Genomic DNA, 20,920 nt, shown 5'->3' with positions numbered 1-20,920 from the left:
CGCGGCTTACGCCGCTCCTACAGTTCACGCCGCTGCCCCTGATTTTGTAGGAGCGGCATAAGCCGCGAAGCTGATACAAGAAAGCCCGCCAGAGTGGCTGCAATTGCAGACCTGTCTGACGGGCTTTGCTTTGCTGGTTTCGCGGCTTACGCCGCTCCTACCCGCAGCTTGCTCAGGGGGCTTCCACCGGCACCGACGGGTCGCGGGCGCAGCCCTTGAAGGTGTCCTTGCCCAGCACGAATTCGGCGGTGAACGGATGCTTCAGGTCGGACATGCCGTCCGAGCACTCGGCGCGTTGCAGCGTCAGCCGGAAACCATCGGCACCTTCGCCACCCTGCACCACCAGCAGACCGTCCTGCACGGCACGTGCGCCTTCAAAATGGCGTGGGCTGGCCTGGGTTTCCGGGGTGCTGTAGTCCAGCTTGGCGCCGTCCACGCGCACCGCCCAGAACGGCTCATTGCCCGCGGCCTGCAGGATCACCGGGAACGCGTCCTTGGCGCCCGCTTCAGCGCTTGCGCCCGGAGCCGGTGCTGGCGCCGCAGTGCCGGCATCGGTGCTGGCAGGCTTCTGCCCGGTACACGCAGCCAATGCCAACAACACCGCACCTGCGATCAACATCTGCTTCATTACGTTCTCCTTGATTGCGTCATTGCCGGCCGCGGCCACGCTGAGGTGCGCCACGATCGGATGATGGTGCATGCCGTTGCATCACCTCGTGATAGAGACGGCATACAGCAGCCAGACATCCACCATGACTGATGGTGGATGTCTGGCACGCTGGCAGTCAATCAGACACGGCCCGAGTTCGGGGCGGCGTTCATCGTTGCCGCAACTAGCAACGGCAGACGCGATCAACATCAGGCAACAAAGCGGGCACGGCATCTGTTCGATGCCCCCCGCCGCAATCAGCCGGCCTGTTCGACCAGATGGGCCAGCTCATCCTCGTCGAACCCGGCCAGCAGGCGGGCTTCGAGATTGAACGGGCCGCGCAGGTAGCCGCCGGCGTATTCGCCGAGCAACGCCTTGAAGCGTGCCTTCGGCTCGACGCCAGCGCGTGCGCAATACCAGTGATACCAGCGCGTGCCGGCAGCCACGTGGGCAACCTCCTCGCGCAGGATCACTTCCAGCACATCGGCGGTAGTTGCATCGCCGAGCGAGCGCAGCTTGCCGATCATCGCCGGGGTCACATCCAGCCCGCGCGCTTCCAGCACGCGCGGCACCAGCGCCATGCGCGCCAGACCGTCATGCGCGGTCTTCTCGCACATTTCCCACAGGCCATTGTGGGCGGGGAAATCGGCGTAGTCATGGCCATGCGCCAGCAAGCGCTCACGCAGCAGCACGAAATGGCGTGATTCGTCGTCCGCGCAGCTGACCCAATCGGCGTAGAAACTGGCCGGCAAGCCGCGGAAGCGATACACCGCGTCCCAGGCCAGGTCGATGGCATTGAGTTCGATGTGGGCGATGGCATGAATGAAGGCGGCACGGCCATCGACCGAACCCAGGCCACGCCGCGGCAGATCGCGCGGGTGCACAAGCACCAGTTGCGGAGGGCGGCCCGGCGCGCGGATCGGATCCGGGTCTGGCGCTTCTGCTGGCAGCTTCAATATGCCAGCGCGGTAACGAGCGGCGTAATGCTGGGTGAGCGCGACTTTCTCAAGCGGGTCGGCGGCGGCCATGCAGATGCAGGCGGCATCCAGCAGGGAGAAGTCTGCTGCTTCGGCGGGTGCTACGAATGCAGCGGTCACAGGCTGTGCTTGTTGCGGGTTCATGGCTGCTCACGGGTTGCCGCTTCGTTCTGCCCTCACCCCAACCCCTCTCCCGCAGGCGGTAGAGGGGCTTTGAGCGCTGCGTGCGGCAGAAGGGCTTTGAGCCCTCCAGCTTCTTATGCGCGGCGCTGGGTCTTGGCTTCGTCCGAACGCAGCTGCTGGATGCGCTCGAAGTAACCGGGTTCGATACCGGTGACGTATTCGCCGTTGAAGCAGGAAGAATCGAATTCCTTCAGCTCCGGGTTGCCTTCGCGTACGGCGACTTCCAGGTCTTCCAGGTCCTGGTAGACCAGCCAATCGCAGCCCAGGTGCTTTTCGATTTCCTCGACGCTGCGGTTGTGGGCTACCAATTCCTCGGCGGCCGGCATGTCGATGCCGTAGATGTTCGGGTAACGCACCGGCGGCGCGGCGCTGGCCAGGTAGACCTTGCGTGCGCCGGCATCGCGCGCCATCTGCACGATCTGCTGGCTGGTAGTGCCGCGCACGATGGAATCGTCCACCAGCAGCACCACGCGGTTGCGGAACTCCAGGTGGATCGGGTTGAGCTTGCGCCGCACCGACTTAACGCGTTCGCCCTGGCCCGGCATGATGAAGGTACGGCCGACGTAGCGGTTCTTGACGAAGCCTTCGCGGTACTTCACGCCGAGCACGTTGGACATCTCCAGCGCGGCATCGCGCGAGGTGTCCGGGATCGGGATGATGGTGTCGATGTCGTGGTCCGGACGCAGGCGCAGGATCTTCTCGCCCAGTTTCTGGCCCATGCGCATGCGCGCTTTGTGCACCGACACGTTGTCCATCATCGAGTCCGGACGTGCGAAGTACACGTACTCGAAGATGCACGGTGTCTGCTGGGTGTTGGTGGCGCAGATTTCGGTGAACAGCTCGCCGCGCTCGGTGATGACCACCGCTTCGCCCGGCGCGACATCACGCATGCGCTCGAAGCCGAGCACATCCAGCGCCACCGATTCGGAGGCCACGGCGTACTCGATGCCTTCGGCATGCTCGCGCTTGCCCAGTACCAGCGGGCGGATGCCATGCGGGTCGCGGAAGGCCACCAGGCCCAGGCCCAGCACAACGCTGACCACTGCATAGCCGCCCTTGCAGCGGCGGTGCACGCCGGCCACGGCACGGATGGCCGCTTCCGGGGTCAGCATGCGCTGCGCGTCCAGCTCGTAGGCGAACACGTTCAGCAGCACTTCGCTGTCCGAATCGGTATTGATGTTGCGGCGGTCGGCCTCGAACACCTGGCGACGCAGCGCCTCGGTATTGATCAGGTTGCCGTTGTGCGCCAGCGCGATGCCGTAAGGCGAGTTGACGTAGAACGGCTGCGCCTCATCGGTGCCTTCCGAACCGGCGGTAGGGTAGCGCACGTGGGCGATGCCGATGCGGCCCTGCAGCAGCGCCATGCGCCGCTCGTCGAACACATCGCGGACCAGGCCATTGGCCTTTTCCACGCGCAGGCGGGTGCCGTCGGCGGTGGCGATGCCCGCCGCATCCTGGCCACGGTGTTGGAGGACGGTCAGGCCGTCATAAAGCTGCCCGGCGACGTTCTGGTTGCCGACGATTCCGACGATGCCACACATGTTGCGCGATCTCCGCTGGGCGATGCCCGTTAACGTGAAGGTGGCCGTGCCTGGCCCTGAGGCTCAACCCGTATCGGCTTGAGTTGACCCGGACGCACCTGCGCCGGATCGATGTTGGAGGGCAACGCCCCCGCCGGGTCAGCTCGGTCGTGCTGTCCGCTGCGCTGGTGGGGATCAAAAGCTGTCCCCTCCAACGGCGCCGGTAGCAAGCCACTGCCCGCATCTGCTTCGTTCGGTCCGCCATTATCGCCTGCCAACACCGACTTCCCCAAGTCCATCAGCGCCATTGCCGGCGATTCAGGTGGCTGCGGCAGTTTCTCGCGCAGCTTGTCGGCCATCGGCTGCAGCCAGGGCAGCACGCTGGACTGGCGCCAACCGGCCTCCTCGCGCATCGAGGTGAAGCCCAACAGCAATACCGCCAGCACCGCGAACAAGACCCCACGCAGCAGGCCCAGGGCCAGCCCCAGCAGGCGATCCGGCCATTTCAGCAGCACCGTGGCATCCACCACCCCGCGCAGCAGGCGCCCCACCAGGCTGGCCGCCAGCAGCACACCGATGAACACCAGCAGGTAACCGCCGGCATAATCGCCGGCACTGGGCTGGGCCTGGCCGGCCAGCAGCAAGGCCGCGCGCTCGCCGTAGTAGAAGGCTGCCGCGCCTGCCAACAGCCAGTTCAGCACACCCAGTACGGTAGCCAAGAGGCCGCGCATCAGCCCGAACAGGGCCGATACGCCGATCAGCGCCAACAGCGCCAGATCAATCACCGCGTGCCCCGTGCAGGCAGCGCGCGCTCGCGTGCTCGGCCAGCGGCGGACAACCCATCAAGGATGCGGGCGGACCATGCCGGCAATGCCGACCTTGGCCGCGACCTGTGCCTTGAGCTGTTCAGCCTGCTCGCGGCTGGCGACCGGGCCGATACGGACGCGGTTGAGCACGCCGTTGTCGGTGCGCACCTGTTCGACAAAGGCGCTGAAGCCCGCCGCACGCGCGCGGTCACGCAGCGCGTTGGCGTCGGCGGCCTGGCCAAACGCACCCAGCTGCACGGCAAAACCGACATTGCTGGCGGCCGGCGCGGCCGGGGTGGCGACCGCCGGCTTGGCCGGCGCCGGCGCCGGCGTTGCCGCGACCGGACGTGCCGGCTCGGGCTTCGGCGCTTCCGGTTTGGCAGCAGGCTTGGGTTCGGGCTTGGGCGCTGCCGCGACCGGCTTGGCCGGCTCCGGCGGCAAGGCCTCGGTACGCACCGGGGCGGTGGCGGCCGCAGCGGTGGCGGTGCTGGCCGGTGCGGCAGCAGGCGTCGCTGCTGGAGCTGCTGCCGGAGCCGCAGTTTCGGCAGCGGCATTGAGCACCACCACCTGCGCATTCACATCGTTGCGGACCTTGCCGGCCTCCAGCCGCACCAACTCGGCCTGGGCACGATCGGCATACGGGCCGATGCGCACACGCCAAGCCTGGCGGCCGTTGATGGTGTCGGCCTGGCGGAAACCGGGCAGATTGGATTTCTTCAGATGCGCGATCACCGCGTCGGCATCGGCCTCGCTGGCATAGGCACCAAAGTTGACCGCGTAGTTGCCGGCAGCCGCCGACGGCGGCAAGGCGCTGGCCGACGGATCCGGTGCTGCTGCGGCGACGCCGGTTTCCGGCTGCGCTGCAGGCATGCCCAAGGCACCACCTGCGGGTGCGCCGGGTGCGACCAGAGGAAGTTCACGGGTTTCGAACTGGGCCTCACCAGGGGCCGCAGGCGCACTCAGTGGCACGTCCTGTACGCCACTATCGGGCGCGGGGCCTTTGACCAGCATCGGCAGGAAGATCACGGCAAGAGCCACCAGAACGATGGCACCAATCAGTCGCTGTTTCAGAGGAGTATCCACAATTGGCGTATGCGCGGCGCGGCGGAGTGCCCCGGTGATTATATGCGGGGCACGCGCGGCAGCGTCTTAGTCAGCTGAACGGAGAAGTGGCAGTGCTTCGGCCACCGTATGGAAGGAGCCGAACAGCAGCACCCGGTCGCCCTGCCGGGCCTGACCCAGTGCGGCTTGCAGCGCCTGGGCGACACTTGCAGACAAATCTGCAGTACTGGCGCCAGTCCCTGCCAGGCGTTCGCGCAGCTGCGCGGCGGTCTGCCCGCGGGCGCCTTCCAGCCCGGCCAGGAACCAGCCATCAACCTGGCCCTGCAGCGCATCGACCACCCCGGCCGCGTCCTTGTCGGCCAGCGCGGCATAAACCGCCAGGGTGCGGCCAGCCGCCGGCTCGGCCTTGAGTGCCGCAGCCAGCGCAGCGGCAGCTTGCGGGTTGTGGCCTACATCCAGCAATACGTCAACGCCGTTGCGCTGGAAACGCTGCAGCCGCCCGACCACTCGCGCGTCGGCGACGCCCTGTGCCCACGCCGCGCGCGGCACCGGCTTGTCCAGCGCGCGCAAGGCGGCCACCGCGGTGGCGGCGTTGTTGCGCTGGATCGGCGCCCACAAGGCCGGCTGCGGCAGCTCCAGACGGAAGGAAACATCGCGCCAGCGCCACAGTTCCGAATCGATGTCCTCGGCAAAGAAATCGCTGCCGAAGCGGATCGCATTGGCACCGAGCACGTAGGCGCGCCGCAGTACGCTGGAGGGGGGATCGATCTCGCCCAGGATCACCGGCTTCCAGCCACGGATGATGCCGGCCTTCTCCTCACCGATGGCCTCGCGGTCATTGCCCAGCCAATCGGCGTGGTCGATATCGACGGTGGTGATCACCGCCACATCGGCATCGATGATGTTGACCGCGTCCAGGCGGCCACCGAGGCCGACTTCCAGCACCGCCAGATCCAAACCGGCCTGCTGGAACAGCCACAGCGCGCACAGCGTGCCGTACTCGAAATAGGTCAGCGGGGTATCGCCACGTGCGTCTTCGACTGCGTTGAAGCCGGCGACCAGGCTGGCATCGTCCACGTCCTGGCCATCGATGCGCACGCGTTCGTTGTAGCGCAGCAGATGCGGCGAGGTGTACGCACCCACCTTCCACTCCGCGGCACGGGCGATGGCTTCGATGAAGGCCACGGTCGAGCCCTTGCCATTGGTTCCGCCGACCACGATGCAGTGCGCGGCCGGCTGCCCCAGCTGCATGCGCTCGGCGACTTCGCGCACGCGCTCCAGCCCCATCGCGATGGATTGCGGGTGCTGCTGTTCGATATGGGCAAGCCACTGTTCAAGCGTGGCGGGACGGGCGGAAGACATGCGTGAAGACTCTCTGGATCATGGGCCGGCGCTGAGGGCCGACTGCGCGTTGCGCGCGGGGTGCCCATGATACAGCGGCCACTGCGTGCGGCCGCCAAGCTTGCCGGCATGTCATGCCGGGATATGCGTAGTGCCGAGCCATGCTCGGCAGAGGCTTTGCTGGTAATGCTCCAGCCGAGCGTGGCTCGGCTCTACAGGTGGGGAACCTGCATCAAGCTGCCAAGGGCGCCCCCCTCCCCTTGGCCTCGCCAAAGGGAGGGAGCGAAGCGGTAGTGCCGAGCCATGCTCGGCAGAGGCTTTACCGGTAATGCTCCAGCCGAGCGTGGCTCGGCTCTACAGGTCTACGTGCCCTGCTTTACAGCGCGCGGTGCTTGGCTTCGCCGAAGAACGGGGTGTGGTGGGCGCAATCGTTCAGTCGCACTACTTCCAGATGCTCGACGTCCGGGCCTTCGAGCAGGTTCAGCGTGGTCGGGGCCTGGCGGAAGCTCCACAGCTTGGAGATCGGCAGGCCAAGCACCCTGCACAGGATCACCCGGTTGACCGCGTCATGCGCGACCACCAGCAGGGTGTCATCCTCGCCCAGCCCTTCGGCAGCGGCGGTCAGGCCACGCCAGCTGCGGTCCAGCACCTGCCGCAGCGATTCGCCGCCGGGCATCAGCACGGTATCGGGTTCCTCGCGCCAGGCGCGCAGCCGCGCCGGGTCTTTTTCGTCGATCTCGCTCGCAAGCAAGCCTTCCCATTCGCCGTGGGCGATTTCCTGAAGGTCAGGCTCGGTCAGCAGCATGCCCTCGCGGGCACTGCCCAGCGCCGCCTTCGCAGTGGCCTGCGCGCGGCTCAGCGGCGAGGCCACGGCACGGGTGATCTGCACATCGGCCAGCCGCTCACCCAAGGCCTTGGCCTGGGCCTCGCCTACCGGCGAGAGGGGAATGTCGATCTGGCCCTGGTAGCGGCCTTCGGCGTTCCACGGCGTTTCGCCGTGGCGGGCAAGCAGGATGCGCATGCAGCTGTTTCCATTGTTGTGTGGGGCCCGCCTGATGAATCCGACGGGAGGCGCATCATAGCCCGGCGGCAGGCCGGCGCCGCCCACGGTTACCTTCGATACAGATGTCGCAGCCCGATGGCAGAACTGTGCCCACGGTTTGTCACCATTGGCCGACCCATTCAACCGCAGCGGGCCATCGGCCGCAGCACCGATGGCACGGTTGTGTGCCCGGCGCAGGCGTTACCATGCCGGTTCCCTACCGGTGGTTCGGCGTGACGTCCGCACGAGGGCAGCAACTTCCAGTCCCCAGACGCGGCATGACCAGCACCTCCACTTCCCCGACGCGGTTCACTCTCAAGCTCTGGCATGAACGTCGCGACCGCTGGGCCGCGGCGCTGATCACCGTGCTGCTGCATTTGTTGATGCTGCTGCTCCTGCTGCACTCCAACCCGCCGGTGGTTTCCTCGCCGCAGGGATCCTCGGGCGGCGGCCGGGTCAAGGTCGATTTCCTCGGCGAGGCGCCGCCGTCCAAGCAGCCGAGCAAGCAGCCGCCACAGGACAAGCCCAACAAGCCCAGCCGCGCGCAGCCCAAACCCACCACGCAGCGGCGCAGCGAGATGCGCAAGCCGGTACCGGAGGCGCGCTACATCGAGCCGCCCAGCGAACCGGAGCAGGAACAGACGCCCACCCAGGCGCAGGAGCAGGCCCCGCCCACACCACCGGCGGCAGCCAGCCCATCGGAAACCGTGCCGCGCCGTCCGCAGACCTGGACCGGCCGCCCGCCGGGTTCCCTCGACAGGACCACCGCGCAGGACAACAACGGGCGTTCGGCCGGACAAGGCGAGGACAGCGGCCGTCGCATCGACCGCAGCGCGGGTGAGCCGGCCATGGAAGTGGGCGGCTACCAGATCATCTATGACCTGCTGAGCGAAGAAAAACTGCGCGCTTGGATGGACGGCGCCAAGGAAGTCGATGGCAAGAAGGAACTGTCGATCCCACTGCCCGGCACCACCTACCTGATGGTCTGCCCGGCCGAAGTCGCCCTGCGCCGCGGTTCCAGCAAGTGCCGCATGCTGCAGGCTGGTTCACCGGAATTGCAGGACATCGGCGACGCGCGCCAGTTCGTCATCGTGATGTACGTCTACCGTTACGGCGAACTGCTGTGGCGCGGGCCCGGGCCGTACCGCTGAGGCGGAAACTTGCCCCTCCCGAGCCTGCGGCAAAGGTGTAGTGCCGAGCCATGCTCGGCATGGGGATTCACCGGTAAGGCTTCAGCCGAGCATGGCTCGGCACTACAACGGCGCGGCGCTCGCTGCGAAGCCACGGCTGCATCGACCAGCGAAGGGCTTACCCCTCCCCAACCCTCCCCTTCGCTATGCGAAAGGGAGGGGCCAAAGCGGTAGTGCCGAGCCATGCTCGGCAGTGGCCTTCCCGGCATGGCCTCAGCCGAGCATGGCTCGGCATTAAAGTTGCCAGGCCACGAACGTGGGAGCGGCGTCAGCCGCGAAGCCACTGATCCATCCGATTGCGGGCATGCAGTGCTTTCAACACTGCCGGCTTCGCGGCTGACGCCGCTCCTACAAATCTGCGGGTTGCACGACAAAAAAAGCCCGGGCAGTTTCCTGCCCGGGCTTTCATTCAAACAACGCAGTCCGAACTTACTTCGAGGCGGCGTCCATTTCCTTCAGCAGCTGCGGCGCCGGCGCCACTTCCTGCATGATCCAGCGCATGTAACGCTCGTCGACCGAGATCATGCGGGTCATCACCGGATCGAACACCCAGTTGCTGGCGACCGATTCCCAGATGCCGTCAAACGCCAGGCCGACCAGGCGACCGTGTGCGTCCAGCACCGGCGAGCCGGAGTTGCCGCCGGTGATGTCCAGGTCGGACAGGAAGTTCACCGGCACGCTGCCGATACGCTTGTCTTCGAAGCCGCCGTAACGCGTGGCCTTGACCGCATCAATCAGCGCCTGCGGCGAGTCGAACGGGTCCTTGCCGGTTTCCTTGGCGACGATGCCTTCCAGGTCGGTGAAGGCCGGCTGCACCTTGCCGTCCAGGCCGGTGTAACCCTTCACGTTGCCGAAGGTGATGCGCAGCGACAGGTTGGCGTCCGGGTAGACGAACTCACCCTTGGTCTTCTTGTAGTCAGCAATGGCCTGCAGGAACAGCGGGCGCGCCACCAGCTCCTCGCCGGTGCGGATCTTGCGCTGGTGCTCCAGCTCCAGCAGTGCCGGCATCACCGCCACCGCGTACTGGATGGCCGGGTCATTGCTGGCTTCGAACGCGGCCTTGTCGGCACCGAACCACTTCAGGCGCTCATCCAGGTTGCCCAGCTTGGAGCCGTCCAGACGTGCGACGGTCGCATCAACTGCCTTGGCATCGACGCCGCCGATCCACTTGTCGAACGCCGACAGGTGCTGGCCAGCCGACAGCTGCACGTACTGCTGCAGCCAGTACTGCTGGAACTGACGGTCCATCGCCGGCACGTAACGGCGGTCCATCTGTTTCAGGCCGCCTTCGATGGTCGGCAGATCGCGTTCCTGGTAACCCTCTTCGCGCTGCGCGTCCGGCTTGGCCTTTTCAATGGCCAGGCGGTAGAGGCGCACGGCGGTACCCAGGGTGCCGGTGCGGTTGAGCATCGCCAGGTTCAGGTCACGCGCCTGGTTCATGCGCGACTGCTGGCCCAGCGTCTGCAGCTGAGCAAATGCATCCAGCGCCGGCTTGCCGGCATCGCCCTGGCCACGCAACCATTCCAGCACCGCGGTTTCTTCAGCCTGCTTGTGGCCCAGCACGTTGTTGCGCCTGAAGCCGTCCAGCTGGCCGTCGTAGTTCTTGCTGGTGTTGTTCCAGCTGGCCATGTTGGACGCGTACTTCACCGCGATGTCCGGGTTGGTCTTGCTGGCCGCTTCCACCATCGCGATCTGGTCCTTGTAGGCCTTGGCGATGGACGGGTAGGTCCAGGTAGCGGTGTTCTCGAACTCGCTGACCAGCGCGTAGCGGTCGGTGCGGCCCGGGTAACCGGCCACCATCACGAAATCACCCTCGCCCAGCGGCTGGTTGGCCAGCTTCAGCCAATGCTTGGGCTGGTACGGCACGTTGTCGGCGGCGAAGGCGGCCGGCTTGCCGTCCTTGCCGACGTAGGCGCGGTAGAACGAGAAATCGCCGGTGTGGCGCGGCCACATCCAGTTGTCGACGTCGCCGCCGAACTTGCCGACGCTGCCCGGCGGCGCATAGGCCAGGCGCACGTCCTTGATTTCCATGTTCTTGAACAGGCGGTAGGTGTTGCCGCCGGAGAAGCTGTACAGGGTGCAGCTATAGGCGTCATCGGCTTCGCAGGCGGCAATGGCCTGCTTCTCGAAGGCTTCCAGCGCCTGGGTGCGCTTGAGCGGGTCGTTGCCGGCACCGGCAATTGCCGCCTTGGCCTGGGCGGTGACGTCGGTGATGTCGTCCAGCACGTAGATGCGGGCGTTCGGGCCGGCGCTCAGCTCGTCTTTCAGGGTCGGCGCGTTGAAGCCGTCCTTGATCAGGTTCTTCTCGGCGGTGGAATTGAGCTGGATCGAGCCGTAGGCGCAGTGGTGGTTGGTCACCACCAGGCCCTGCGGCGACACGAAGCTGGCGGTGCAACCGCCCAGCGCCACCACCGCGCCCATCGGGTCGCCGGTCAGGTTGGCCAACTGTTGCGGGTCCAGCTTCAGGCCGGCCTGCTTCAGCGGGCCGGCAATCTCGGGCAGCTGCTGCGGCACCCACATGCCCTCGGCGGCCTGCGCGGTCTGCGCCAGGCCCAAACCGGCAACGATGGAAAACGCAAGTAAATTCAAGCGCATCAGGCAATTCCGAAAGTTTGGAACGGCCGATTGTAGCGACTGTAACTGTCTCCCGCCCCTGTCATCGGTCAGTACCGGGCGGTTACGGCTGAAAGCTTATAATCAGCGCTTTCCTCACACTGCGGTCCCCTGCAATGGCACAGACGATGAAGGCGCTGGTGAAGCGCGAAGCGACCAAGGGCATCTGGATGGAAGAGGTGCCGGTACCGACGCCCGGCCCGAACCAAGTGCTGATCAAGCTGGAAAAGACCGCCATCTGTGGCACCGACCTGCACATCTACCTGTGGGACGAATGGAGCCAGCGCACCATCAAGCCGGGCCTGACCATCGGCCACGAGTTTGTCGGCCGCATCGCCGAGATCGGCCCGGGCGTGACCGGTTATGAAATCGGCCAGCGCGTATCGGCCGAAGGCCACATCGTCTGCGGTCATTGCCGCAACTGCCGTGGCGGCCGTCCGCACCTGTGCCCGAACACCGTCGGCATCGGCGTCAACGTCAACGGTGCCTTCGCCGAATACATGGTGATGCCGGCCACCAACCTGTGGCCGATCCCGGACCAGATACCGTCCGAGCTGGCCGCGTTCTTCGACCCGTACGGCAACGCCGCGCATTGCGCGCTGGAGTTCGACGTGATCGGCGAGGACGTGCTGATCACCGGCGCCGGCCCGATCGGCATCATTGCCGCCGGCATCTGCAAGCACATCGGTGCACGCAACGTGGTGGTCACCGACGTCAATGATTTCCGCCTGAAGCTGGCCGCCGACATGGGCGCCACCCGCGTGGTCAACGTCGCCAACCAGTCGCTGAAGGACGTGATGGCCGAGCTGCACATGGAGGGCTTCGACGTGGGCCTGGAGATGAGCGGCAACCCGCGCGCCTTCAACGACATGCTCGACTGCATGTACCACGGCGGCAAGATCGCCATGCTCGGCATCATGCCGCGCGGCGCTGGCTGCGACTGGGACAAGATCATCTTCAAGGGCCTGACCGTGCAGGGCATCTACGGCCGCAAGATGTACGAGACCTGGTACAAGATGACCCAGCTGGTGCTGGGCGGTTTCCCGCTGGGCAAGGTGATGACCCACCAGCTGCCGGTGGATCGCTTCCAGGAAGGTTTCGACCTGATGGAACAGGGCAAGGCCGGCAAGGTCGTGCTGAGCTGGAACTGATCACCGTCGGGTGACAAACGAAAGGCGCCATAAGGCGCCTTTCGTGTATCTGGAAGCGATAGCGCTTTAGATCTTGTGGGAGCGGCGTAAGCCGCGAAGCTGGCTGCAATGAAGTGGCGGTGATGCTGACCATCTGGCAGACCATCAGCTTCGCGGCTTACGCCGCTCCCACAAAGTCACCGGCAAAGAAAAGGCGCCGAAAGGCGCCTTTTCCTTCATCCATCACGCTTGGATCAGGGCACGTCCACCGACACGGTGAACACCACGCCCGGCTTGTAGTTGTCCGACTCGCGGCGCAGGTCCGCTGCATCCGAACCGAAGGTGTCGTAGTAGCCCAGGGTGGCTGTTGCCGGGCCGAAGGCCTTGGACACCGACACCGAGCCGTCGTAATAGTCCGCGCGGCGCGGCCATTCGTTGGCCTTTTCCTTGATGGTGGTGTAACCGGCCGATGCACCGATCGAGAAACCGGTATCGCCGATGTCGTAGCTGGCTTCCAGCGCGCTGTAGGTCTGCTTGGCACCGGTGTTGCTGTAGTCGTCGGCATAACCCAGCAGGCCGCTGACGGTCAGCGGGCCGGTCCAGGTCACCTTGGCCAGGTATTCGTTGTAGTCGATGTCGCCGTAACCGCTGGAAGCACCTTCGTAGGTGTAACGGTTCACACCCAGGTCCAGGTTCCAGCTGTCGGTCAGGTCCTTGCTCCAGCCGATGTTGTAATCGACTTCGAAGTTCGGGCCGCCGTCGCCGAAATCGACATTGGAACCCCACACGCCGACGTACAGGCCGAACGGCGCGGTGTAGCTGGCACCGGCCTGGAATGCCGGACCACCGTCGGTCTGCGAGACGCCGCGGAACACGTAATCGGTGGTCGCGCCGTAGCTGGCGCTGAACGGCGAGGTGGATTCCTCACTGTCCTGGGCATTGGCGGTGAAGGAAACGGACAACAGGGCGGCGCAGGCCACGGCGACAAGACGCTTGGTGTGCATCATGCAGATCTCTCCAGATAGTGGGGGGTGACCGACACCTGTGTGGGGGGCCGATAACAAATTCTTAACTGGAATGATATTGCGATGCAACAATCATCGCCACCCGCTGCCCTGCCCCCTTACCCCGCCGCAGCCGGAAACACCCCGTAACGGCGGGCGCCGAGCCGTATCGACTGGCCCGGCGAATAGGCCGGTGCCCCTGCGGGCAATTCCACTTCCAGGTCGCTGGCTGCGCCGGCGAGCCTGGCGCGCAGCCGCTGGCGTGGCCCACTGCGCTGTACAAGCCCAACCGTGGCCTGCCAATCGCCTTCGGCCTCGACCACCAGATCCTCCGGCCGCACGAAGACTTCCAGGGCCTGGCCTTCCGGCACCGATGCGGCGCGCGGCCACTGTGCCCCGGCCACCTCCAGCACCTGTCCCTGTGCCCGCGCCGGCAGCCGGTTGGCCTCGCCGACGAAGCCGTACACGAACGGCGAGGCGGGCTGGTCATAGACCTCGCCCGGGGTGCCCACCTGCTCGATGCGGCCACGATTGAGAATGGCCACCCGGTCGGCCAGCTCCAGCGCTTCTTCCTGATCGTGGGTGACGAACACCGTGGTCAGGCCGGTCCTGTCGTGCAGCTCGCGCAGCCAACGGCGCAGGTCGCGCCGCACCTGCGCATCCAGCGCACCGAACGGCTCGTCCAGCAGCAGCACGCGAGGCTCGATGGCGAGTGCGCGCGCAAGCGCCACCCGCTGCCGCTGGCCGCCGGACAGCTGCGCAGGGTAGCGCTCGCCCAACCCATCGAGTTGCACCAGCGCCAGCAGCTCATCGACCTTGGCATCGATGCGCGCGCGCGGCCAGCGTTCGGCACCGCGCCGCACTTCCAGCCCAAAGGCGATATTGCGGCGAACGTCCAGGTGCTTGAACAGCGCGTAATGCTGGAACACGAAACCTGCGCGGCGTGCCTGCACGCTCAAGCCGGTGGCATCCTCGCCATCGAACAGGATCTGCCCACGCTCGGGATGCTCCAGGCCGGCGATGGCGCGCAGCAAGGTGGTCTTGCCAGACCCCGACGGGCCCAGCAGCGCAAGCAGCTCGCCACTGCGCACATCCAGGCTGACGCCATCCAATGCCGGGAAGGCGCCGTACTGTTTACCCAGGTTGTGTATGCGGATGTTCATTTCGACCTCAATGGCGATGCGCGGCGGCCAGCGACTGACCGTGGCGCCACTCCAGGAAAGATTTCACCACCAGCGTCAGCAAGGCGGTGAGCGCCAGCAGCGAGGCGCAGGCAAACGCGGCGCTATAGGCATATTCGTTGTAGAGAATCTCAACGTGCAGCGGCAGCGTATTGGTGCGCCCGCGGATATGCCCGGACACCACCGACACCGCGCCGAACTCGCCCATCGCGCGCGCGCTGCACAACAGCACGCCGTACAACAGGCCCCAGCGGATATTGGGCAGGGTCACCTTCCAGAACATCTGCCACGCATTCGCGCCCAGGGTCAGCGCGGCGAGTTCTTCATCACTGCCCTGCTGCTCCATCAGCGGCATCAGCTCACGCGCGATGAACGGGAACGTCACGAACACCGTGGCCAACACGATGCCCGGAATGGCGAACACGATGCGTGGCAGCTGCAACAGGGTTTCGCCCAGCACCGGCAGGTGCAGGCGCAGCCCGTCTTCGATCAACGGCCAGAACCAGCCATCGCGACCGAACAACAGAATGAAGACCAGGCCGGCCACCACCGGCGATACCGAGAACGGCAGGTCGATCAGCGTCACCAGCCAACGCTTGCCGGGGAAGCTGTGCTTGCTGACCACCCAGGCGGCGGCCACGCCGAAGATCAGATTCAACGGAACAACCACCGCCGTCACCAGCAGGGTCAGGCGGATCGCGGACAGGGCATCCGGGTCGCTGATCGCCACCCAGAACGCATGCACGCCGCCGCGCAGGGCTTCGGCGAACACCAGCAGCAACGGCAACAACAGGAACGCCAGCAGAAAACCCAAGGCGCCGAGGATCAACAACACCTGCACCCAGCGCGGCTCGCTGGTCACCTGCTGCAGGCGGGCAGCGCGTTCATTGCGATCAATGGCCACCGGCAACTCCGACAACAGCTCGCTCATCGTGTTCCCCTGCGTTGCAGCCACGCCTGCAGGCTGTTGACCAGCAGCAGCACGCCGAACGACAACAACAGCATTGCCCCGGCAATGGCGGTGGCACCGGCGTAGTCGAATTCCTCCAGGCGGATGGTGATCAGCAAGGGTGCGATCTCGGTGACGCTGGGCATGTTGCCGGCAATGAAGATCACCGAGCCGTACTCACCCACCCCACGCGCGAAGGCCAAGGCAAAGCCGGTCAGCATCGCCGGCCACAGCGTCGGCATCACCACCCGCACGATGGTCTGCAGGCGCGTCGCACCGAGCGTGGCCGAGGCTTCTTCGAACTCGCGCTCGGCCTCGGCCAGCACCGGCTGCACGATCCGCACCACGAACGGCAGGCCGACAAACACCAGCGCCACCACGATACCCAGCGGCGTATAGGCCACCTTGATGCCCAGCGGTTCCAGCCATTGGCCAACCCAGCCCTGGCCGCCGTACAACGCGGTCAAGGCGATGCCGGCCACCGCGGTGGGCAAGGCAAACGGCAGGTCGATCATCGCGTCGAATACACGCCGCCCGGGAAAGCTGTAGCGCACGAACACCCACGCCACCCAGGTGCCCATCACCGTGTTGAACGCAGCCGCCGCCAACGCGGTGCCGAAGCTCAGGCGCAATGCGGCCAGCACCCGCGGTTCGGTCCATATCTGCCAGATGCCGCCCAGGCCAAGACCGGCCGCTTTCAGGAATACGCCGGCCAGCGGGATCAGCACGATCAGCCCCAGCCAGAACAAGGTGATGCCCATGCCAAGGCCAAAGCCGGGGAGTACCCGGCGTTGGCCCCGCACACGCGGTTGCAGTGTTTGTGCGCTTGCTGACACGGCCTACTTGCTCGCCTGGATCTGATCGAAGACACCGCCGTCAGCGAAATGCTCGGACTGCGCGCGTGCCCACGAGCCAAAGGCACTGCGAATGGTGACCAGCTCAACCTGCGGGAAGCGCGCCACGTCGGCCGGCGCGGCGTATTGCGGGGAACGCGGGCGGTAGTAATGGCGCGCGGCAATGCGCTGGCCTTCCGGCGAGTACAGGTACTGCAGATAGGCCTGAGCGACATCGCGGGTGCCGTGGCGGTCGACGTTGCGGTCCAGCAGCGCCACCGACGGTTCGGCCAGGATCGACAGCTTCGGCACCACGATCTCGAACTTGTCCGGGCCCAGTTCTTCCTGGGCGAGGAAGGCCTCGTTTTCCCAGGCCAACAGCACATCGCCGATGCCACGCTGGACGAAGGTGGTGGTGGCGCCGCGGGCACCGGTATCGAGCACCGGCACATTGCGGAACAGCGCGCGCATGTAATTCAGGATCTTGTCGCGGTCACCCTTGAAGATGTGATCTGCGTACGCCCAGGCGGCCAGATAGTTCCAGCGCGCGCCACCCGAGGTTTTCGGGTTCGGGGTCACCACCGATACACCGCTGCGCAGCAGGTCCGGCCAGTCGCGGATGCCCTTGGGGTTGCCCTTGCGCACCAGGAACACGATGGTCGAGGTATACGGCGCACTGTTGTCGGGCAGACGGCTTTCCCAGTTGGCCGGCAGCAGCTTGGCTTTCTCGGCGATGGCGTCCACGTCATAGGCCAGGGCCAGCGTCGCCACGTCGGCCTCGATGCCATCGATCACCGCGCGGGCCTGCTTGCCGGAGCCGCCGTGCGAGGTCTCGATGCTGACGTTGTCGCCCTTGGTCTCCTTCCAGTGTTTGGCGAACGCGGCGTTGAAATCGCGGTACAGCTCACGCGTAGGATCGTAGGACACATTGAGCAGCTGCACGTCGCGGGCGAACGCGGCGCCGGCGGTGACGGTCAGGCCAAAGGCCAGTGCGGCGATGGCGATACGGGAAATAAGTGATTGCTTCATGAAGGCTCTCCGTCAGAAGGAAACTTGCAGGCGCGAGAAAACAGCTTTTTCATCGGGCAACTTCGCGCCAGCGGAGGCCGCATCAAAACGGGTTTGCAGGTAGTTGGTCGCCAGCTTCAGGTTGGCGGTCAGGTACCAGTTGGCACCCAGCGTCCAGGAGCGCGCTCTGGACGCCGACACCGTGGGATCGGCATAGAACGGGAACGCGGCATCGTCGATCTCCAGTTCGCCGTAACGCGCGGTCAGTTCCACCGCGCCGTGCCCGCCGTTGAGTCCGAACGGATGCGACGGCGTGACACCGCGGTAGCTCGCGTCCTCACCGGTCAGCACGTAGCTGGCGGTGGCCTGCCAGGCACGGTTGTCCAGCTGCTTGCGGACACCATTGCGTGCCACTTCCTGCTGCGAGGCGATGTACTCGGCCTGCAGGCCCAGGCCATTGCGGTAGAACCAGCCCTGCGGTGACCAGCGGCGATGTTCGCCATCGGCTGCCACCGTACTTCTATAAGCGAAGAAGGTGGCCTGGCCCGGGGTGCGGTAACGCGGCAGGAAATTGTTGCCGCTACCATGTTTTTCGCCGGTGCTGGCGCCCAGGCCGAAGCCCAGCCCTGCCCACGCACTGTCGCTGCCCTTGAGCGGCTCGAAGAACACGCGGCCTGCATATTCGAAATCATCGTCCGGGTTGCTGGTCACCGCATCACGGCCATCGACGGTGCCGTTGAACACGCCCAGTGCATAACTGAACTTGCCCTTGGCCACGTCGCCCTGCAGCTGAACGCCGAGGTCGCGGTTGGGCGCCAGTTCGCTGACCAGCGCGCGCTCCACATCAACCAAGGCCGATGACGACTGCAGGCGTTCCAGACCGACCGGCGAGGTGAACTTGCCCACCCGCACCGTATAGGCCGGATCGAAGCGCAGATCGGCGTAGGCATCGACGATGCTGGCACTGTCCCCGGCAAATTCCGGGGTGAAGCGGTACGCCACCAGCTTGCCCAGCGAGCCTTCCAGGGTCGGCCGTGCAGTACGCAGCAGGAAGGTGTCGTTCTGGTTGGCATCGCCACCGATGAACACACGTGCATCGCCCTGCAGCAGGCCGCGCAGCTTCAGCTCGTAGTTGCCATCGCCGGATTTGAACGAAGCGCCCTTCTGGTCAACGGTGATCTTGGGTGCCGTCTTGGCCGCAGCCACGCGTTCGTCTTCCTGCAGCTCCAGACGGCGTTCGAGGATGCGCAGGCGCTGGTCCAGATCGGCCAGGCCAACGCCGTCGGTTGCGCCATCGCTGACGCCGGCAAGCCGTTCCAGCCGCTGCAGGCGTTGCTGCAGCTGTTCAACAGTGAGCTGCTGCGCCTGCGCCGATGACCCGGCCCCGCACGCTGCCAGGGCCAGGCTGAGGGACAACAGCTTCCTGGTCGGCAGGGTGAATGGGGGGCGTGTAAGGGTCATCAGCGTCTCCTGGCGGGTGGGTGTGCAGTCGATGCTGCGGGTGCACACCCATTACCGAGAAATGACTTAGGCCGCCGCCCTTATAGCCTTTGCGCATGACGCCAGCGCCAGGACACGCGGAAGGCTAAAATCGGCATTCCTCTTCACCGCAAGACCCTGCCATGACCGATACCGCGAACACTTCCCCGCTGACCCGGCACTACGCCGAGGAACTGGACGCCATCCGCGCGCAGGGGTTGTTCAAATCCGAACGCATCATCACCAGCCCGCAGTCGGCCGAGATCACCCTGGACGACGGCCGCACGGTGCTGAACTTCTGCGCCAACAACTACCTGGGCTTGGCCGACCACCCGGACCTGATCCAGGCAGCCAAGGACGCGCTGGACAGCCATGGCTTCGGCATGGCCTCGGTACGCTTCATCTGCGGCACCCAGGACCTGCACAAGCAGCTGGAAAAGCAGATTGCCGACTTCTTCGGCAAGGACGACACCATTCTGTATGCGGCCTGCTTCGATGCCAACGGCGGCCTGTTCGAGCCGCTGCTGGGCGAGAACGACGCCATCATTTCCGATGCGCTGAACCATGCCTCCATCATCGATGGCGTCCGCCTGTGCAAGGCCAAGCGCTTCCGCTACGCCAACTGCGACATGGCCGATCTGGAAGCACAGCTGCAGGCGGCCGATGCCGCCGGCTGCAAGACCAAGCTGATCACCACCGACGGCGTGTTCTCGATGGACGGCTTCATCGCCCCGCTCGATGAAATCACCGCGCTGGCCAGGAAGTACGGCGCGCTGGTGCATATCGACGAATGCCATGCCACCGGCTTCCTCGGCGCGACCGGTCGCGGCTCGGCCGAAGTGAAGGGCGTGCTGGACAGGATCGACATCATCACCGGCACCCTGGGCAAGGCCATGGGCGGCGCCCTGGGCGGCTTCACCTGCGCCAGCGCCGAGGTGGTGGAACTGCTGCGCCAGCGCTCGCGCCCCTACCTGTTCTCCAACTCGCTGCCACCGCACGTGGTGGCTGCCGGCATCAAGGCGTTCGAGATGCTGGCTGCGGCCGATGACCTGCGTGAAACGCTGCGCGAGAACACCGCCTATTTCCGCGAGAAGATGACTGCCGCCGGTTTCGACGTGAAGCCGGGCGTGCATCCGATCAGCCCGGTGATGCTGTATGACGCACCGCTGGCGCAGAAGTTCGCCCAGCGCCTGCTGGAAGAAGGCATCTACGCGATCGGCTTCTTCTTCCCGGTGGTACCCAAGGGCCAGGCCCGCATCCGCACCCAGATCAGCGCCGCCCACAGCCGCGCCCACCTGGACCGTGCAATCGATGCCTTCACCCGCATTGGTCTTGAGCTGGGCGTGATCAAGGGCTGAGGGTTGGCCCTGGATTGAAATGAAAACAGGCGCCGAAAGGCGCCTGTTTTATTTTGTACGACCGACCGGTGCATTGCCGGTAGATCGCATCGTGTAGGAGCGGCGTAAGCCGCGAAGCTGGCAATCTCGAAATCTCGAAATCTCGAAATGACGGGTATGCCTGCAATCGGATCGTTCGTTTGCTTCGCGGCTTACGCCGCTCCTACAACAACGCGCTGTTCTCAGTTCTTCTTGGCCGGCGCCGGCGCGGCGGCGCCCTTGGCGACGCGGATGCCGTTGGCCTTCATCCAGGCATCGAACTGATCGGCGCTCATCTTCTGATCGCCCTGCTGCATCATGAAACGGTAATTGCCCAGCGCATCCTTGTCGGCAACCGGCGTTTCCACCCGTACTTCGATCGGCTTGTCATCGTTGCTCGCCGTCTTTTTGCCCGAGGAAGCGCAGCCCGCCAATACCGCAACCGATGCCGCCACAAGAACGATGCCAGAGACGCGGGAAAGAGCTTGCATGGCAATGACCTCAAGGAATTAGAGTCGCAGTCTAATCCATGACCTCAGCAAGTCCAGCTATTTGCCTGAATTAATTGAAATTAGTC

The 20,920-nt window shown here is 65.4% G+C and carries 18 protein-coding genes; 3 read left to right on the top strand and 15 right to left on the bottom strand.

Annotated elements, in window-relative coordinates:
- Positions 1–172: 172 nt before the first annotated feature.
- The 7 genes from BCV67_RS14360 to BCV67_RS14330 form a co-directional block, all read right to left on the bottom strand.
- Entirely contained in the window at positions 173–700 is a 528-nt protein-coding gene (locus BCV67_RS14360) for a COG3650 family protein (protein ID WP_062168957.1), read from the bottom strand.
- A 206-nt stretch (positions 701–906) separates the two neighbouring features.
- Positions 907–1,677 carry a ferritin-like domain-containing protein gene (locus BCV67_RS14355; RefSeq protein ID WP_062171702.1) on the bottom strand — a complete coding sequence of 257 codons (771 nt, stop codon included), beginning with the start codon at positions 1,675–1,677 and terminating at the stop codon, positions 907–909.
- Between the two features lie 206 nt (positions 1,678–1,883).
- Positions 1,884–3,350 (bottom strand): amidophosphoribosyltransferase, encoded by a 1,467-nt coding sequence (purF, locus tag BCV67_RS14350; RefSeq protein ID WP_062168960.1) that lies wholly within the window; start codon positions 3,348–3,350, stop codon positions 1,884–1,886.
- 29 nt (positions 3,351–3,379) lie between these two features.
- Positions 3,380–4,114 carry a CvpA family protein gene (locus BCV67_RS14345; protein WP_062168963.1) on the bottom strand — a complete coding sequence of 245 codons (735 nt, stop codon included), beginning with the start codon at positions 4,112–4,114 and terminating at the stop codon, positions 3,380–3,382.
- Between the two features lie 57 nt (positions 4,115–4,171).
- Positions 4,172–5,218 carry an SPOR domain-containing protein gene (locus BCV67_RS14340; protein ID WP_062168965.1) on the bottom strand — a complete coding sequence of 349 codons (1,047 nt, stop codon included), beginning with the start codon at positions 5,216–5,218 and terminating at the stop codon, positions 4,172–4,174.
- A gap of 66 nt (positions 5,219–5,284) precedes the next feature.
- Entirely contained in the window at positions 5,285–6,559 is a 1,275-nt protein-coding gene (folC, locus tag BCV67_RS14335) for a bifunctional tetrahydrofolate synthase/dihydrofolate synthase (protein ID WP_062168967.1), read from the bottom strand.
- A 355-nt stretch (positions 6,560–6,914) separates the two neighbouring features.
- Positions 6,915–7,559 (bottom strand): histidine phosphatase family protein, encoded by a 645-nt coding sequence (locus BCV67_RS14330; protein WP_062168969.1) that lies wholly within the window; start codon positions 7,557–7,559, stop codon positions 6,915–6,917.
- Between the two features lie 299 nt (positions 7,560–7,858).
- Here BCV67_RS14330 and BCV67_RS14325 point away from each other — a divergent pair, with 299 nt between their 5' ends.
- Positions 7,859–8,731 carry a hypothetical protein gene (locus tag BCV67_RS14325; RefSeq protein ID WP_062168971.1) on the top strand — a complete coding sequence of 291 codons (873 nt, stop codon included), beginning with the start codon at positions 7,859–7,861 and terminating at the stop codon, positions 8,729–8,731.
- A gap of 468 nt (positions 8,732–9,199) precedes the next feature.
- On the opposite strand, the gene BCV67_RS14320 is transcribed toward BCV67_RS14325, so the two are convergent.
- Positions 9,200–11,365, bottom strand: a complete 2,166-nt coding sequence (locus tag BCV67_RS14320; RefSeq protein ID WP_062168973.1) for a S46 family peptidase — start codon at positions 11,363–11,365, stop codon at positions 9,200–9,202.
- A 134-nt stretch (positions 11,366–11,499) separates the two neighbouring features.
- Here BCV67_RS14320 and tdh point away from each other — a divergent pair, with 134 nt between their 5' ends.
- Entirely contained in the window at positions 11,500–12,534 is a 1,035-nt protein-coding gene (gene tdh / locus BCV67_RS14315; RefSeq protein ID WP_062168975.1) for an L-threonine 3-dehydrogenase, read from the top strand.
- A gap of 233 nt (positions 12,535–12,767) precedes the next feature.
- Here the strand turns inward: tdh and BCV67_RS14310 are convergent, their stop codons facing one another.
- The 6 genes from BCV67_RS14310 to BCV67_RS14285 all read right to left on the bottom strand — a co-directional run bounded on the left by BCV67_RS14310 (position 12,768) and on the right by BCV67_RS14285 (position 18,949).
- A complete protein-coding gene (locus tag BCV67_RS14310; protein WP_062168976.1) occupies positions 12,768–13,520 on the bottom strand; it encodes a TorF family putative porin in 753 nt (250 codons plus the stop codon).
- Positions 13,521–13,636: 116 nt separating this feature from the next.
- Entirely contained in the window at positions 13,637–14,680 is a 1,044-nt protein-coding gene (locus BCV67_RS14305) for a sulfate/molybdate ABC transporter ATP-binding protein (RefSeq protein ID WP_062168977.1), read from the bottom strand.
- Between the two features lie 7 nt (positions 14,681–14,687).
- Entirely contained in the window at positions 14,688–15,629 is a 942-nt protein-coding gene (gene cysW, locus BCV67_RS14300) for a sulfate ABC transporter permease subunit CysW (RefSeq protein WP_062168978.1), read from the bottom strand.
- Complete coding sequence (gene cysT / locus BCV67_RS14295; protein ID WP_156455861.1) at positions 15,626–16,408, bottom strand: sulfate ABC transporter permease subunit CysT; 783 nt, start codon at positions 16,406–16,408, stop codon at positions 15,626–15,628. The genes cysW and cysT overlap by 4 nt, the downstream gene beginning before the upstream one ends.
- Positions 16,409–16,486: 78 nt before the next feature.
- Positions 16,487–17,509 carry a sulfate ABC transporter substrate-binding protein gene (locus BCV67_RS14290; RefSeq protein WP_082746595.1) on the bottom strand — a complete coding sequence of 341 codons (1,023 nt, stop codon included), beginning with the start codon at positions 17,507–17,509 and terminating at the stop codon, positions 16,487–16,489.
- A 12-nt stretch (positions 17,510–17,521) separates the two neighbouring features.
- On the bottom strand, positions 17,522–18,949 hold the full coding sequence (locus tag BCV67_RS14285; RefSeq protein ID WP_062168980.1) for an OprO/OprP family phosphate-selective porin: 1,428 nt from the start codon (positions 18,947–18,949) through the stop codon (positions 17,522–17,524).
- 161 nt (positions 18,950–19,110) lie between these two features.
- Here BCV67_RS14285 and kbl point away from each other — a divergent pair, with 161 nt between their 5' ends.
- Complete coding sequence (kbl, locus tag BCV67_RS14280) at positions 19,111–20,325, top strand: glycine C-acetyltransferase (RefSeq protein WP_062168982.1); 1,215 nt, start codon at positions 19,111–19,113, stop codon at positions 20,323–20,325.
- A gap of 221 nt (positions 20,326–20,546) precedes the next feature.
- On the opposite strand, the gene BCV67_RS14275 is transcribed toward kbl, so the two are convergent.
- Positions 20,547–20,834, bottom strand: coding sequence for a hypothetical protein (locus BCV67_RS14275; RefSeq protein WP_065868134.1), 288 nt, complete (start codon positions 20,832–20,834; stop codon positions 20,547–20,549).
- Between the last annotated feature and the right edge of the window lie 86 nt (positions 20,835–20,920).

The organism is Stenotrophomonas nitritireducens (assembly GCF_001700965.1).
Taxonomy (GTDB): domain Bacteria; phylum Pseudomonadota; class Gammaproteobacteria; order Xanthomonadales; family Xanthomonadaceae; genus Stenotrophomonas; species Stenotrophomonas nitritireducens_A.
Note: the sequence above shows the minus strand (reverse complement) of the source record. Positions and strands in the feature narration are given on the sequence as shown.